This window comes from Herminiimonas sp. CN (genome assembly GCF_000622895.1).
Classification (GTDB): Bacteria; Pseudomonadota; Gammaproteobacteria; order Burkholderiales; family Burkholderiaceae_D; genus AVCC01.
Genome location: NZ_AVCC01000001.1, coordinates 85,023 through 99,885 on the forward strand (window position 1 = coordinate 85,023; position 14,863 = coordinate 99,885).

At 59.8% G+C, this 14,863-nt stretch carries 16 protein-coding genes; all 16 read left to right on the top strand.

Going from position 1 to position 14,863, the window contains the following annotated elements:
- The first annotated feature begins 11 nt into the window (after positions 1-11).
- Positions 12-548: an SPRY domain-containing protein gene (locus HMCN_RS20055; protein ID WP_369792126.1), complete on the top strand. Its 537-nt coding sequence runs from the start codon at positions 12-14 to the stop codon at positions 546-548.
- A gap of 9 nt (positions 549-557) precedes the next feature.
- Positions 558-1,043: a hypothetical protein gene (locus HMCN_RS18090; protein ID WP_025915520.1), complete on the top strand. Its 486-nt coding sequence runs from the start codon at positions 558-560 to the stop codon at positions 1,041-1,043.
- A gap of 12 nt (positions 1,044-1,055) precedes the next feature.
- A complete protein-coding gene (locus HMCN_RS18095; protein ID WP_025915521.1) occupies positions 1,056-2,048 on the top strand; it encodes a hypothetical protein in 993 nt (330 codons plus the stop codon).
- Positions 2,045-2,467 carry a hypothetical protein gene (locus HMCN_RS0100480; RefSeq protein WP_025915522.1) on the top strand — a complete coding sequence of 141 codons (423 nt, stop codon included), beginning with the start codon at positions 2,045-2,047 and terminating at the stop codon, positions 2,465-2,467. Before HMCN_RS18095 ends, HMCN_RS0100480 begins: the two co-directional genes overlap by 4 nt.
- A gap of 37 nt (positions 2,468-2,504) precedes the next feature.
- Positions 2,505-2,762, top strand: coding sequence for a hypothetical protein (locus tag HMCN_RS0100485; protein ID WP_025915523.1), 258 nt, complete (start codon positions 2,505-2,507; stop codon positions 2,760-2,762).
- 35 nt (positions 2,763-2,797) lie between these two features.
- Positions 2,798-3,232 carry a hypothetical protein gene (locus HMCN_RS0100490; protein ID WP_155837283.1) on the top strand — a complete coding sequence of 145 codons (435 nt, stop codon included), beginning with the start codon at positions 2,798-2,800 and terminating at the stop codon, positions 3,230-3,232.
- On the top strand, positions 3,229-3,663 hold the full coding sequence (locus HMCN_RS16995; protein ID WP_035625119.1) for a lysozyme: 435 nt from the start codon (positions 3,229-3,231) through the stop codon (positions 3,661-3,663). Before HMCN_RS0100490 ends, HMCN_RS16995 begins: the two co-directional genes overlap by 4 nt.
- 128 nt (positions 3,664-3,791) lie before the next feature.
- Complete coding sequence (locus HMCN_RS0100500) at positions 3,792-4,979, top strand: hypothetical protein (protein WP_025915525.1); 1,188 nt, start codon at positions 3,792-3,794, stop codon at positions 4,977-4,979.
- Positions 4,976-5,434, top strand: coding sequence for a hypothetical protein (locus tag HMCN_RS0100505; RefSeq protein WP_025915526.1), 459 nt, complete (start codon positions 4,976-4,978; stop codon positions 5,432-5,434). Before HMCN_RS0100500 ends, HMCN_RS0100505 begins: the two co-directional genes overlap by 4 nt.
- A 10-nt stretch (positions 5,435-5,444) precedes the next feature.
- Positions 5,445-5,891 carry a hypothetical protein gene (locus HMCN_RS0100510; protein ID WP_035625120.1) on the top strand — a complete coding sequence of 149 codons (447 nt, stop codon included), beginning with the start codon at positions 5,445-5,447 and terminating at the stop codon, positions 5,889-5,891.
- Positions 5,892-6,278: 387 nt separating this feature from the next.
- A complete protein-coding gene (locus HMCN_RS18995; RefSeq protein WP_155837285.1) occupies positions 6,279-6,806 on the top strand; it encodes a hypothetical protein in 528 nt (175 codons plus the stop codon).
- A gap of 9 nt (positions 6,807-6,815) precedes the next feature.
- Complete coding sequence (locus HMCN_RS0100520) at positions 6,816-7,181, top strand: hypothetical protein (protein WP_025915529.1); 366 nt, start codon at positions 6,816-6,818, stop codon at positions 7,179-7,181.
- A 57-nt stretch (positions 7,182-7,238) separates the two neighbouring features.
- Complete coding sequence (locus HMCN_RS0100525; RefSeq protein WP_025915530.1) at positions 7,239-9,659, top strand: hypothetical protein; 2,421 nt, start codon at positions 7,239-7,241, stop codon at positions 9,657-9,659.
- Between the two features lie 1,127 nt (positions 9,660-10,786).
- Positions 10,787-11,920, top strand: coding sequence for a hypothetical protein (locus tag HMCN_RS0100535; RefSeq protein ID WP_155837287.1), 1,134 nt, complete (start codon positions 10,787-10,789; stop codon positions 11,918-11,920).
- 44 nt (positions 11,921-11,964) lie between these two features.
- Positions 11,965-13,863 (top strand): hypothetical protein, encoded by a 1,899-nt coding sequence (locus HMCN_RS0100540; RefSeq protein ID WP_025915533.1) that lies wholly within the window; start codon positions 11,965-11,967, stop codon positions 13,861-13,863.
- 374 nt (positions 13,864-14,237) lie between these two features.
- On the top strand, positions 14,238-14,765 hold the full coding sequence (gene maoP / locus HMCN_RS20060; RefSeq protein WP_025915535.1) for a DUF413 domain-containing protein: 528 nt from the start codon (positions 14,238-14,240) through the stop codon (positions 14,763-14,765).
- Positions 14,766-14,863 lie beyond the last annotated feature (98 nt).

A 14,863-nucleotide genomic window follows, 5' to 3' on the forward strand; every position in this document is an offset into this window, starting at 1 on the left:
GTTTCGGGTTGATGCTCCCCGTAAAAAGGTATGCAACACTGAACCCAGCTGACAAATCCTCCACTATAACCCTATCGGGTGGTGCCTTGATCGCGACCTGTACTACTGCCGCATCCAAGGCACGTTCTACCATTGGTAAGTCCTCCGGTAAGTGGTACTGGGAATGCACAGTGAGCACACTCACTGGCCCGACTCTCGGAGTAGCTACCAGCGCTGCTCCAGTAACCACGTATCCCGGTGCCGAAGCTACCAGTTGGGCTTTCTATGATTTCAACGGCAAAAAATACAGCGGTGGAGTGGGGGATGCTTACAATGCAGCCGGAAGTCTGTCCGACGTAGTTGGCGTCGCACTGGATATGGACAACGGAACAATTGCCTTTTATCGGAACGGTGTGGCTTTGGGAGTGGCTTACTCTGGATTGACCGGAGTAATCTTCGCGGCTGTTGGCAATAGCGGGTCTACAACACCCACGATAACTGTGAACTTCGGTACTGCCCCCCTCGCTTACGCACCTCCGGCCGGGTTCAATTACGGACTCTACGACTAAAGGAATACCATGTGGCTTACCCCCGACCAAAACATAATCCAGTCCGGCGACGCATACACCGGCACGGACGGCACGCGCTACCCTGCTAACTTCCCAAAAGATCAGATTGTGGAGCTGACCCAGGTAACGATGGTCGAGAAGCCTACTATCACGCGACACCAGAGCGCGTCCTACACCGTTGTGGACGGCACTCAGGTATGGGCAGTAACCGACTGGACGACTGAGCAGATCGAGCAAGATCGGCTTATGTCGGTGCCGCAGTCAGTCGCCATGTGGCAGGCGCGGGAAGTGCTAATCGATGCCGGGCTTTTAGCGCCTATCAACGCCATGTTCGCGTCCATTCCTGATCCGGTAACCCGCGAGAAAGCGCAAGCAAAATTCGAGTATTCCGGCACTGTGAAGCGTGACGACCCGCTGATTCTGATGGCTGCCTCCGCTCTCGGCCTGACAGACCTACAGATAGACAATTTGTTCATCGCGGCGTATGCGCTATAACGGAAGCCGAAAATGAGTTTAGGATTCAGCCCCCTCTCCGCTCTGCCGTTAGGCACACAGCCTGTCGATGCGGCGTCGGTATCAGTTACGGCGGCATGGGTCGAAGCGGACGATGCAGTGGTCTTGACCGCGACTGCGGCCGTCGTACCATCCGCAGCCATAGCATGGACAGAGGCGTCTGACGTTTGTGCGGTCGTGGCAAGTGCGTCCCTCGCGGCGACGTGCGCCTGGACTGAAGCAAACGACGTCGCTGCGGTCGCGGCGCATGCCGGATTCGAGGCGGCAGTAACCTGGACGGAAGAAAACGATCTCGCCGACATCACCGCTGTCGCCAAGGCGAACACCGCGGCGAGCTGGACTGAAGCCAACGACACGGCAGCGGTCCTCATACGTTATGGCGATACAATCCCGACCGCCGCGGTGTGGACCGAAACCAACGACCTCGCAACCGTATCGGTCGCGGTCGATACCAGCGTGACTGCATCAGCCGGGTGGGTCGAGGTGAACGACACCATTGCTTTGACGACGGCTGCGCAAGTTCATGTCATACCAAACTGGATGGAAACCGACGACGCTGTCGCCATTTCCGCACAGTGCGGAAACGCGGTATCCGGCGGTATCGCATGGGCGGAGGCAGATGATACGGCTCCGCTTCTTGCAACGCTCCGTATCGACGCCGCAATCGGCTGGGCCGAAGAATCCGACCTTACAGGCTTCAGCGTAACCGTGCTGGCGAACGCCGGGCTGACGTGGGCTGAGACCGACGATACGACTGCGCTCGCAGGCGGCGCTGCCTCCCCCCCGACGGCCCTGTTTGGGTGGAGGGAAGAGGAAGACGCGACGAGTGCTGTCGCGTTCGCCTCGGCTATGGCGCTCGCTGGATGGGCCGAGGCCGACGACGCGATGTATTTCCGGCTGCGTGTCGGTGCCGCACAGACGCTCCCGATCAATGCTATCAGCGTGGTGCGCACGACGCAGCCGCAAACCAGTGTAAGGACATCATGAGAGCCGCCTTCTACAAATCCACTCGCCCTGGTATGCAGGGTATCTACAACCGCCTCGTACGGTTGGGCGAAAAAGGTCCGCACAGTCACTGCGAACTGATTTTCTCCGATGGTGTGGCGGCTTCGGCCTCGTACATGGATGGCGGCGTGCGCTTTAAGCAGATCGATTTCAATGACGCGGACTGGGATTTCGTCGAACTGCCCGACCATCTCGAACCGGCAGCACGGCAGTGGTTCACAGACCATGAGGGGCAGGCGTACGATCTGCTGGGCAATGCCCGGTTCCCGCTTATCTTTCTGCCGCTGTCGCGTGACAAGTCGTTCTGTTCTTCGGCTGTCGCGTCTGCACTGGGCATCTCTGGCGGTTGGCGCTTCGGACCGAATGCGCTGCATTCGGTTCTACGCTCTATGTCTATCTAATGTTAATCTAAATAATCTAGCCGAGATAAGGATACTCATGGACTTCCAAGTAGGTTTCAACATCGCCATCGGGCTGGCTGCTTTTTTCGGCGGCTACGTGCTGAAGTCGATCAGCGAGAATCTGAGGTCGCTGCAGGTAGCGGACGTGGTTCTGTCCGAGAAGGTACAGAAAATCGAGGTGCTGGTCGCCGGCGAATACGTCAAGCATAGCGATCTGGCCAAGCTCAGTAGCGCGCTGTTTACCAAGCTCGACAAGATTTCCGACAAGCTCGACACCAAAATGGATAAATCATGATTCTGACTCTACTCTCTATGCTCGGCGGTGGTCTAATGCGGCTCTTACCAGAGGTCTTCGCATTCCTGAACAAGGGCAGGGACTACGCGCATGAGCTGGCGATGCTCGACCGCCAGGCCGAACTCGAGAAAACCCGCGAGGCCAGCCGGCGCGAGACCGTCATGGTGCAGGGCGACATCGACACCACGCTGGCGCTGCTCGACGCTCAGCGCTCTGCGCTTGAAGGGCAGATGCAGAGAGTCGGCATCTGGTGGGCGGACGCGCTGAACTTCCTGGTGCGCCCGCTGGCCACCTACTATTTTCTATTCATCTACGGAGCGGCCAAGACCGCAATGTTCGTGCTGGCGGTGCAACACGGCGTTAGCGGCTGGGAAGCGATCCTGAGGGTCTATGACGATGAGGATCGGGCGATCCTATCCGGCATCCTGGCGTTCTGGTTCATCGGTCGGGTCTTCGACAAAAAGCCATGAGAGACCTGCTCGACCGGCTGGTGGCTCTGGTCAAGCGCTTCGAGGGCTGCAGGCTCACCGCGTATCAGGACCTCGTCGGCGTCTGGACTATCGGTTGGGGCGAGACTCTGGGCGTGGTGGAGGGCGTGATCTGGACCCAGGAGCAGGCGGATGCAGTGCTGCGGCTCAGGGTAGGACAATTCCTACTCGCGGCACTCAAGCGCTGCCCGCAGTTGCACCTGGAGCCGCCCGGGCGGTCGATCGCCTGCACCAGCCTGGCCTACAACATCGGGGTCGGTGCATTCGGCGCCAGTTCGGTGTGCAGGAACACCACGCGGCTGCGCTATCTGGCAGCGGCCGACAGCATCCTGCTCTGGAATAAAGCCGGCGGCAGGGTGATACCCGGCCTGACCAACCGCCGCAAGCTGGAACGAACGACGTACCTGACGTAAAGATCGTATGAGCTCCAGTGGGGGTGGGCTACGAGCGGGTTTATTCATGTCCCTGCACAACCCCCATGAGGCCGTCGCGGCTGCACTCCTTCAGTTTAGCGGCGGCCCACCTCGAACATAGGAGCGCCATGCCCGCCAACACCGCACAAACCAAACGCTTTTTGGGGCTGAACAATGTTTCGGACCCGCTGCGCCTGAAGTTCGGCTGGCTACAAAAAGCCGACAACCTCGACATCACCGATACAGGCGCGCTGGTGCGCAGGGCGGGGTATATCAAAAAAATCGACGCGTTGCTTGGCTACGCCTATGCTACTGTAGACTACTCCCGCCTGTATATGATGGATGGCGACGCACTGGCCCAAGTCAACGCCGACCTGAGCCGTACCGTCCTGCGCGCCGGACTGACCCGGCGCGTGATGCACTGGACCGAACTCAACGATCAGGTGTTCTTCGCTAACGGCATCGACTCCGGGATCATCAGGAAGGACGGCACCGTGCTCGACTGGGCCTGGCCGGAGCCTGATATGGCCACGCTGTCGGCGACGACTGGCATGCTGCCGGCCGGAACGTACCAGGTCGCCTGCACTTTCCTGCTGCCAGACGGGCGCGAAACCGGTGCCGCCGACGCGACTGCAATCTACCTCGACGGTACTCAGGCGCTGCAGATCAACGGCATCCCGCAAGTGGCTGGGCTCGAGACCCAGGTCTACCTGGCGCCGGCCGACAGCGCGGTATTCCAGTTGATCGGCGCGACGGCCCAATCGTCGCTGACCTGGGACGAAAGCCCGGACCAGCTCGGCGTCGACCTGACTACCCAGTTTCTCGACCCGCTGCCGCAGGGCGTGACCTACATCACCGCATGGCGCGGTCAGATATATGCAGCGCAGTACCTGCCCGAGTCCGACAGTACCGTGCTGTGGGTCAGCGAACCGCTTGGCTTCCACCTGTTCAACCTGAATTCCGGCTTTATCCTGGTGCCGGGCAGGGTCGCGCTGCTGGCGCCGCACCCGGACGGCCTGATCGTCGGTACCGCGGTCCGTATTTATGCCTACGACGGCGATAGCCTGAAACAGCTGGCCGACTACGGTGCAGTGCCAGGGTGGGGCTGGGCCAGGGATGACGACGCGCAGATTCTGTTCTGGAGCAGCCGCGGTTTGTGCTCTGCTCTACCATTATCTAATATCACTCTAAGACAGATTAGTGTAGACTGCGGAGTATCCGCCGGAGCCGCAATCATTCGTTCCAACGGCGCCAAGAAATACGTAGTCGCCCTACAAAAGGGCGGCGACAACTTCAATCAGAGAGGCACACCATGACGATCAGATTATCAATGGGCGCGCGCAACAGCCTTGCTGGCCCCAAGGGCTTCGGTGCCACTTTCGAGGCGGGGGTGATCTACGTGTATTCAGGTCCGCAGCCCCTAAGTGCTGACAATCCAGTGGCCGGTACCCTGCTCGGCATCGTGACCAAGGACGCCGCCGCATTCGTGGCCGGCACCCCGACCAATGGTCTGTCATTCGCTGTGCCGGTTATGGGGGTGGTATCCAAGCAGCCGGCGGACAACTGGAAGTTTATCGGGCTGGCCGACGGCACCGCTGGCTGGTTCCGACTGATGGGCAACGCCTACGACGCCCTCGGCGCGTCCACGACTCTATCAAGACTCGACGGCTCTGTCGGCACTTCAGGCGCCGATCTAAACCTGTCGAACATCAACGTCGTAGTCGGTAGCCCGAACACCATCGACATCTTCCAGTATGAGTTCCCAGCTTAAGGAGTAGCACATGTCTCTCAAAGAATCTACAGGGCTACGCAACCATATGCTTGCTACAGGTTCGTTCAAAACTGCGTTGGATGGCGGCCTGCTGAATATTTACGCCGGTCCGGTACCGGCTACCGCAGATGCGGCGCTCGATCCGACGAACCCGGTGCTGTGCGTGATCTCGGACGCAGGTACTGGCGCCGGCCTGAACATGGAGGCTGCGGCGGTGGCAGGAGTCCTGCAGAAAGCCACGACGCAGGTCTGGAGCGGAACCAATGTCGCGTCCGGCGTCGCCACCTTCTACCGCCATGTGGCCGCCGGAGATGACGGCCTCAGTTCTACTGTTCAGGCGCGGTTGCAGGGCAGCATCGCGGTGGTCGGCGCGGAGATCAACCTGACTTCGACCACACTGACCAGTGGGGCGCCGCAGACCATCAATTATTACTCGGTCGCTAAGCCGACGCTGTAAATGTCTAGCGCTCGGCTTAACGACCAACTCGATGGCTGGCTCGGAATATCCAGAATATCCGGGCCTATCCCACAGACCACCGGGGTCGGTACTACCTTCGTACTGCAGCCGATAACGGGGGTCGCCCCGACGCAGATACCCACCGTCGACAACTCGAAGTGGGTGGCAACCACGGATTTGCCCCCCGACGCAGTCCCTCCCACAGGCGGATGGATAACCGTCACTGTTCCGAACGGCGATAATCCCCCCGCCTTGATAAGTACTGAGCAGCTAAAAAACTGGGTGGCGGTAGAGCCGGCGGTCGATCCCTACCGCATACTACCTCCGACCGAGAGCAATGCCCCACCACCGATACCGCCGAAGAACCTGAGCAACAGCGCCTCTTGGATGGTCAGCGACTTCCATCTACGGCCTAAAGGGATCGCGTACGGGGCAGGTCGCTTCTGTGTTACCAACGATCTTCGCCAGGATGCCTCGGCAGCTATCTCGCTGGATGGCGTGAACTGGATTCCCGCTACATCCAGCCCTCCGGGACTGGGCGACATAGGGTGGGATGGAACCCGATTCATCGCCGTAGCGTTCGATACCGGGTGGCGGAACACTACCGGTAGCTGGTATTACGACAGCGCCCTGGCGATAAACCCGCCGCAGATATGGACGTCGGAAACCGGCTCCGTCTGGGCTCAGACAGGGCTTATGGACTACCGCTGCAATAGTTGCCGTCTAGCCTCCGACGGCAGCAAAGTGCTGATTGTCGGGCAGGGCGAAACGTATGGAGTCGGCGGCTACCCGTATTACACACTCACCAGTGCTGACGGTGTGTGGGTAAGTAGCAGCATGACCACGATCTGCTCTGGGCTATACCCGTTCATCGTCGAGGGCACCTACTACCTGGAAGTAGAACCATTTATGTAAGGGGTAAGGATGAGCGACGCTGTATATCTCGTAAGTCAAGACGGCGGTGACTGGTCATCCGGTAATCCGCCCTCCACGCCGGAGCTGGTCGCCGCGAGCAACGGGTTTGTCAGTGCGCTGCGAGGTGGCGAGATATTATTCTGCCCCGCTTACGGGGTACTGACCCCCGACGGCACCGGCCTGGTCGAGAGCGACTATGACCCTCTCCCGGACATCAACGATGCGATTATAGCGTTCGGGGGTGGAAGATTCTGCATGATCGGGATCACCCGGGATACGGATGTCGTGATCTGCATATCCGGATTCCCCGACTCCGGCGGGGCGTTCTTCTGGACTGACTACAAGCTATGCACCGAGAATGCGAGCGGTAAGTGAGTCATCGATGCAAGGGAACTAAATGGCCTCCGGGGATAACGTTCAGGGCTGGGCATAATGCTGACCAACATCGGTAAAAAACTGATCGGCGACGGGGCAGAAACATATCTGCCCTTCGCGCTTTCCAAGCTGCGCTACTTCGCCAGTGTGCCGCAGCTGTTTCCGTTCAGTCGCACCATCCAGGCTGACGAGGCTACGATCCTGCTGGAGCTGCAGTCGGCCGACGCCGGCCAAGTCACGATCTGGGTCCAGGGGTTCGGCTATGAGTTCGTATCGACGGGCGGCACCTGGGTGCCAGGCAGTATCGCCGGGTTCGACATGCTGTGCGGCTCTGCGGTTCGGATGAACAAGAAATTCAAGGCAAGCGCGGCCGGCTCTACCTCCGAGGACTCCCCCGACGGCAGCTGGGAGTCCTCATATGTTCCGGACGACATGGCCAAATTCATGCCCCATAGAGGCATGTGGCAGATACAGAATCTGGTCGAGCATGCATATTTCGGCAGTGTTGACGGCAAGCTCGATACGTCGCGAATGTTAACTGACTCTTGGTCGTCTTCCACAGATACTACAAATCTGTTAGTGAACAGCATTGCCCTCGATTACGTGCGGTCCTACGACCTGACATATGATATCGCGCCTGGGCTATTCGAAAAAGGAGCGAAGCGTCCGATCGGCGATATAGGGCTGGCCCCCGATTCGGATTGGTATAAACGGGCGGCGATGCGTACCGTCGTCCACCCTGAGTACGGTCGACGTGTATTCCTGATCATGTCTGATGTGACGAACATGTTTCATGCCTACCCGATCGGAGCGACAGATAAAGAACTGTTAGCCGACCCGCTATATGCAGATCAACTGATCAAGACACAGGTCCCTGAGAAATATGTAAAGAGGCAGCAAGCACCATTGCCGGTCTGGGCACGTAGATCACCTACGGAGTCGGCCCGCGATTTTACACACCGGTTGGGAAAAGACTCAGAGGGGTGGGGGCAATATCTATACCAGTACCCTCAATACAGGTGGGCTTTCAACAGCACTGCGACCAGAGCCGCTTCTGTAGTGTATCGGGATTACCAAACTCCGAGGATTATGGAGCCCGGTCACCTCGATGAACTTGTTAGCTCCGCGCACGGTTCTGCCTTTGGTCCGGTGGAGTTCTTGATACAAGAGGCCTTGCCGGGGCTAATGGAACTGTCCATCGAGCTGGCGATAACCGGGCCGAACCTGGAGGATTTCTCCTTCTCCGTAGCAGTCTCCCGGACCGTCGATCCGCACGAGACGAACAGCTATATCGTCGCTGCCGACTATTCCTGGGGCAAACGTCCAGGGGGTGAGGAGTACGGCGCTATGCTCGATGACCTGATCATTATGACCGCCGACGCTTACCCGTTCACAAGCAGCTACCCGGTGCCGGGGTATATCGCAGCTAATGAGCAGGTCGTCGTATCCATCAAAAACCTTACGGCCGGTACGACGATCAAACAACTCACGACATTCAAGATGGTGCGTGACAGTGGCGGCTCGTTGATCCCGACTCCGATTAATAGTGCTGACCCGGCCATCGCAAACTACCACTCGCAGATTTACTCGATGCGCATCCTGTCCTATGACCTACGCGTCATGGCGCTGATGACGGAGTCTTGGTATGAGAAGAAGCACCGTGAATTCGATGGGGCGGTCCATAACGTCACTGACTTCATCAAGAAGCTCGACGTCACAATCTACGGTACAGCCGACCCTTCGCTTTATCTGGGTGACGACATGGCCCTGGCTGCGGAGATGGATACGTTCTCCGTCGTCGACCTCACAGGCATGACGTGGTTACCCCCAAACGATACCGGGGTGCTCACGGATAATGGCTCATCGATAGGACGCTTCCGCTATGCCGCGGTGACTACTCCGCAGGCTGAGTTTCGCACCAGCTATTACCGCCCGGACCGCAGCATCCCGCCGCAGGCTATCTATAACACCGGGGCCGTCTGGTACGGGGTTCGGGCGCTCGGCTGCTTCGCCAGTAGCGACTTCTCCGCATTCACAGTACACCCTGAAGGGCACTGGAGTGTAGTGTCACCGCTAGTCGTGGCCTATCCAGGGCAACAGGATTGGGTCAACAGTGCCGTACATACACCGCTAGACCCGATGAACGTTAAGCAGGGGTTTGTTGACACCATCTCTCTAAACATCCGGCAGAGCGATGGAACCTACGAGGATGTCAGAGCTGCTCACCTCGACCTCTATAACAGCGCCTATGGCAGAAGCGTGACGCAGGAAGACCTGTTCTACCTCTGTCAGCTGGCGGCGGGTAAGCTGCACCTCCAACACCCATTTAACGCGACGGATAGTTATCTGTTTGCTGCATCCGTGAATATCGGTCAGAACGTCGTCCTGACCGATAAGGGGGCGAGGGTCAGTAACATCGTCCGCGGCAGCAGCATGTTCTTCGGGCAGCTCAACAAAGACAAGAAAGCCACGCCATGACTATACTCAGTAAGGAGGTAACCTACCGGTACACGCCGGAGGTGCCGACGAACCCAGGACGAAGCGGCTACTGGATACCCGACCCTCAATACTATACGCCGGGGGCCGAAGACATCGTCATGTGGGCAGGGCAAACGGGCCTGAATTACTTCAGTGTGTACCGGGTGGCTCCACTCGCCATCGGATTCGTTACGTACCCAGTCCAGCTTGTTCCGGCCAAGTGGATATTACCGACCCCCTACAAGCTGGGAACTCCCGCCACGAACATTCCCGATTTCCACCTGGGGTGGAATTCCGGGGCAGTCGGTATCGCCGTAGTCGAGGGCGACAAAGCGTTTCACTTCAGTGCCCTCGCCTCTATCGTGGGCGGCGTAGTCGGACTAAGCCATGCGGATGCCGGCAACAGTCATGCGGCAGTCGAGTACGGGATATACCTGACGGGGGGTCTGGCGTGTGTTAAAGAGCAGGGGCAAGACCGTGGGCACAAGACGGTGTTCGCCAGTAGCGACGTGTTTACGATCCAACGCCGCGGCGCTGAGATCAGCTACTACCAGAACGACACGCTGCTGTACGCCAGCCTGGTGCCGAGCGGCGATACTGCGCTGGTCGTAAACACGATGCTGTACAGTGGCGGCGACACGATCGTCAACCCGCAAATCGATACTATTCTGCGCGGGGTCGCGGGGCACTGGAAAGGCCCCGGGACCGGAGGGACTACGGGGGGCGACGGCGACCCAAGCGACCTGGTTGATACTGGGGAATGGGTACTGGACGGGTCTGGCGGATGGACCCCAGTAACGTACAGCGCCGGCCTTGCTCCACTCCGTACCTTGGGGTACGACGTAGGTCAGGACGGGGGTAATACTTACCTGGCGCCGCTCAGAACGGCTATCGGGATGCATACCGGAATCACCGCGCACACGAGCCTAGCGCCAACGAAGGTTGTGGGGGCCAGTTTTAACTACGGCGCAGGAGCGGTGGCGTTGACCCCCCTTAACACGAAGGTCGAATCTGGAGGCGATGCGCTTATGCCCCAATTCGCGCTAAGTGCGGCCAGCATGTCACCCCTACAAGTTTCTGGGAGATGGCTCAACGGTACGAATGGAGTTGGCGCTGTCGAACTGTCCATGACGGCTACGAACGGAGCCGACCACGCCCATGGGGAATCTCGGGTAGAGCTCGCCTTCACAGAAGCCTTCGGTAGCGAACCGGTAGGAAGCCGGGGCTATGCATTCCTCACCAACCCACGAGCTGGCAAGCTGACCGCCTCCGGCACCCGCCGTGAACCGAATGCGTTCAGGGGCAGCATCAGGGGTAAGTTGACCGCAAATTGCGGCGGTGTCGCCAAACTGGGCGCCGAGTCGGGAAACCTGATGGCGACCGGCATCGGCGTGATCATCGGTCGCGCCTATCTGGCCGCGCAACCCGGTAAACTGACCGCCTCCGGCACCGCTGGCGGAATCGCCTCCGCGCGCATGGTGCAGCCGGGCAAATCGAAAGTCGTCGCGTACTCCGGCGCGGTATTGTCGGTGCGCATCGGTGGTCAAGGCAAGATTACGGCCGGCGGCACCCAGGGCAGCGTTGGTCGCGCCATCATGCGGTTGCCACTATGCCGATTCGCCGCGTCGGGCCACGCCGAGAATTTCGGCGTGGCCCGGCTGGTTGGGCCGAGACTGCGTCCGGCCGGCTCCGGCGCCGCGCGCCTGGTCAATCCCGGCTACCGGCTGGTGGCCTACGGCAGTGCGGTGGTGGCGCTCGAGTACGAGGCCTACGCGGTGAACTTGCTGACCGGACTCGACCGCAATCCGCAGAACCAGTTCGACCCCGACGTCAGAGAAGTCACGCACTACACCAACTACCCGTTCACGCAAATTGTGCGCTTCCACGACCACTATTATGGCGTGGCGGCCGATGGCCTGTACCTGCTGGAGGGCGACACCGATGCCGGCGCACCGATCGCATGGTCGCTGCGTACCGCGCTGACCGACGCCGGCAGCAAGCAGCTGAAGCGGGTGCGCTCGGTCTACATCGGTGCGCGCCTGATCTCCCAGGTAGAGGTCACGCTGGTGGTTGGCGAAGAACAGAACCTGACCTACAGTTACACGACGCCGCGCTCCAGCACCGCACAGAATTACCGGCAAGTCTTCGGTAAGGGCGTGCGCACGCGTTACTTCGCGTTGGAGCTGGCCGACCCGGCCGGCGGCTTCATTGAGATCGACTCCCTCGACCTCGAAAACGAAATCCTGGAAAGGGCGATCTAAATGGCTGCTTTCGAAAACCAAACCCCTAAAAAGAGGAGTTCTTAATGTCCGCAGGAATCGACGCACTCATCAATGACGCGCGCGGCTTTGCCGCCACTACTTTCGATGGCGCGCAGGGGGCGATGAACTCTGCCCAGAGCGCGATCAGCGGCATTTCGGGCGGCACCTCGGCCCACTTCGCCATGCCGGGCCTGCCGCAGCTGCCGCCGTTTGCCCCCGCCGTCGCCCCGACTTTCTCGGCGCCCGGGTTCGTGACTCCCACTCGCCCGAACGCGCCGGAGATGCCGACGCCGATTCCCGACCCCCTGGGTGGGCTGGGCGGCGAGCCGCACCTGAATGCCTCCAGCCCGAATATCAACCTCGACGCGATCCCGAAGCCGTCCCAGCTGGGCAGCTTCGTCGGCACCGCACCGACGGTCAGGACTGACTTTACTTTCCCCGATGCACCGGACTTGATCGTTCCTGCATTGCCGAATATCGTCGACCGGACGGCGCCGACCAAGCCCGACATACTGCTGCCGCGCTTCGACGCGCTGAAGCCGGACGATCTGGGCGCCGCCCCGAGCGACTATGCCGAGCAGTTCACCACCGCTTACCGCGATGCGGCGCCGTCGATGGTGGCGGCACTGGACGGCCAGCTCGACAGCATGCTGGCGCGCTACAACCCGCAGTACAAAAACCAGATGTCCAGGATCGAGGACAAGCTGAGCACGTATCTGGACGGCGGCACCGCCCTGAGCCCGGCAACCGAAAACGCGATCTATGAACGCAGTCGCGACAAGGTCAATGCCGAGTACCGGCGCACCCGCGACCTCGCGCTGAAGGACGCCGCCAAGCGCGGCTTCACGCTGCCGTCCGGCGCGTTGTTTTCCGCCATGCAGCAGGCGCGGCAGGGCGGGGCTGACAACAACGCACGGGCCTCGACCGAGATCGCGGTTAAGCAGGCCGAACTGGAGCAGCAAAACATGCAGTGGGCGGTGACCACCTCGACCGGCCTGCGCACCGCGGTGCTGTCGGCCTCGATCAGCTACCACCAGAACCTGATCGGCCTGAACGGCCAGGCGCTGGAGTATGCGAAGTCGATCCTGTCAGCGATGATTGAAATCTACAACACGTTGGTCAAGGCGTATCAGGCCAAGCTGGAGGGCTACAAGGCCGAGGCTTCGGTGTTCGAGACCAAACTCAAGGGCGCGCTGGCCAGCATCGAACTGTTCAAGGCCGAGATCGCCGCGCTGCAGGCGCTGACCCAGGTCGATGTCGCCAAGGTCGGCGTCTACCGCGAGCAGATCAGTGCGATGACCTCATTGGTCACCATGTACCGGACCCGCATCGACGCAGTGGTCAGCCAGGCGTCTCTGGAGAAGCTGAAGCTGGAGATGTTCGGCCAGCAGGTGCAGGCCTACGCGGTGCAGACCCAAGCCAAGACCGCCGAGTGGCAGGGTTTCACCGCCGCGGTTGGTGGCGAAGAAGCCAAGGCGCGTGTCTACGGCACCCAGGTGCAGGCCTATGCGGCCGAGTGGACCGGTTACAAGGCCAAGGTGGAGGCCAAGAGCGAGCAGGTCAGGGCGGTGGCGATGAGCAATCAGGCCAAGGCCACCTATGCGGCAGCCCAGGTCAACGCCTTCTCGGCGCTGGTGGGCGCCGAGGGCAGCCGGGTCTCCAGCATGATCCAATACCAGAACCAGACCGTGCAGGCGTATCAGGTAGCCAGTCAGGCTGCAGTGGCCGCCGCCCAGTCGGCGACAGCGAACTACAAGGCGGTTGGGGACATCGGCGTCGCCGTCGCAGGCATGGACGTGCAGGCCCAGCTCGGCTCCGCACAGGTCAACCTGGCGCGTGCCAAGGCAGTGGCGGACACCGCGATGACGGCCGGCAGCGTGTACGGCCAGCTGGCGTCGGCGGCACTGTCGGGGATGAATACGTTGGTGGTGAACAACGCTTGAGGATAGAAAATGTACGGAGGGTAACAAAACTCGGTGTAGGATATGAGTTTGTTAAGATTTCTCTGAGGGACGATATGAGTAACCTGAACACCGTGCAGAAGCTGTTTTGCCCGAAATGCGGGCACGGGTTCTTACACACCATAAAGGGAAGCAAGAAATTTAGCGCAAGCGTTGCCGGGATGGCTGTAGGCGCGAAGCTCGGCGCTGGGGCAGGCATTGCTATCCTCGGCACCGCAGTTTCGGGTGCTTGGGTTGCGATCCCAGTTCTAGCCGCGGGAGGGTACTTAATAGGTAAGAAAGCGTCGGGTCCGAAATGCCCGGAGTGCTCCACGAAGTTCTCGGTGTAGCCCTACGGCGGATGGAGGGCACCACTCGTGAAGTCGCTACATAAGGAATTTTTGGGCAGGCAGTTCGACCCCCACGTCGCGCTTGCTCAGTTCACTGCTGATGAACAGCGGCTATTGACCAGGTACGGTGCTTGGCTTAATGCACTGATGGTAGGGGCGATCACCCCGATGACCTCTGCGCAGCAGCACTTCATGGGTATGTGTTCTGGTAGAGCGGTCACCTACGGGGCGTACGAGGAGGCGTGGCGAAAGTATATGCTGGAGCGGTGGTATATGTTCGCGTTGGAGATGGACCAGAGTTTAACGAACTCCGACATTTACACGTACCCTGACGTACTCAAGTGCTTTTCGCGTCTATACGCACAGGGGCATAAGGGAGCGAAAGACTGGTTTGTAAAAGAAAGCACTGGCTACCATAAATTCGAACCAGAACCTCCTGATGACCCTGAGGCGCCACTACTGATGAGGCTACATCCGGTGGGTATACGTTCCACGTACAGGCATGGGGACCTGCTTGACTCGCCGGGCCGACTCCCTGGTAGCTATGACGGATGAGAACAATAGCTAGGATGTTCGCCAGACAAAGGTAGGGCCAGCTACATGAACATCGTACGAGCAACGCTTGAGGACAGAACGAATGTTTCTGAGATGGA

Excerpts from the sequence above, each read along its gene's own strand:
- HMCN_RS20055 (WP_369792126.1), top strand. The coding sequence starts at position 12 with ATGCTCCCCGTAAAAAGGTATGCAACACTGAACCCAGCTGACAAATCC.
- HMCN_RS18090 (WP_025915520.1), top strand. The coding sequence starts at position 558 with ATGTGGCTTACCCCCGACCAAAACATAATCCAGTCCGGCGACGCATAC.
- HMCN_RS18095 (WP_025915521.1), top strand. The coding sequence starts at position 1,056 with ATGAGTTTAGGATTCAGCCCCCTCTCCGCTCTGCCGTTAGGCACACAG.
- HMCN_RS0100480 (WP_025915522.1), top strand. The coding sequence starts at position 2,045 with ATGAGAGCCGCCTTCTACAAATCCACTCGCCCTGGTATGCAGGGTATC.
- HMCN_RS0100485 (WP_025915523.1), top strand. The coding sequence starts at position 2,505 with ATGGACTTCCAAGTAGGTTTCAACATCGCCATCGGGCTGGCTGCTTTT.
- HMCN_RS0100490 (WP_155837283.1), top strand. The coding sequence starts at position 2,798 with ATGCGGCTCTTACCAGAGGTCTTCGCATTCCTGAACAAGGGCAGGGAC.
- HMCN_RS16995 (WP_035625119.1), top strand. The coding sequence starts at position 3,229 with ATGAGAGACCTGCTCGACCGGCTGGTGGCTCTGGTCAAGCGCTTCGAG.
- HMCN_RS0100500 (WP_025915525.1), top strand. The coding sequence starts at position 3,792 with ATGCCCGCCAACACCGCACAAACCAAACGCTTTTTGGGGCTGAACAAT.
- HMCN_RS0100505 (WP_025915526.1), top strand. The coding sequence starts at position 4,976 with ATGACGATCAGATTATCAATGGGCGCGCGCAACAGCCTTGCTGGCCCC.
- HMCN_RS0100510 (WP_035625120.1), top strand. The coding sequence starts at position 5,445 with ATGTCTCTCAAAGAATCTACAGGGCTACGCAACCATATGCTTGCTACA.
- HMCN_RS18995 (WP_155837285.1), top strand. The coding sequence starts at position 6,279 with ATGGTCAGCGACTTCCATCTACGGCCTAAAGGGATCGCGTACGGGGCA.
- HMCN_RS0100520 (WP_025915529.1), top strand. The coding sequence starts at position 6,816 with ATGAGCGACGCTGTATATCTCGTAAGTCAAGACGGCGGTGACTGGTCA.
- HMCN_RS0100525 (WP_025915530.1), top strand. The coding sequence starts at position 7,239 with ATGCTGACCAACATCGGTAAAAAACTGATCGGCGACGGGGCAGAAACA.
- HMCN_RS0100535 (WP_155837287.1), top strand. The coding sequence starts at position 10,787 with ATGACGGCTACGAACGGAGCCGACCACGCCCATGGGGAATCTCGGGTA.
- HMCN_RS0100540 (WP_025915533.1), top strand. The coding sequence starts at position 11,965 with ATGTCCGCAGGAATCGACGCACTCATCAATGACGCGCGCGGCTTTGCC.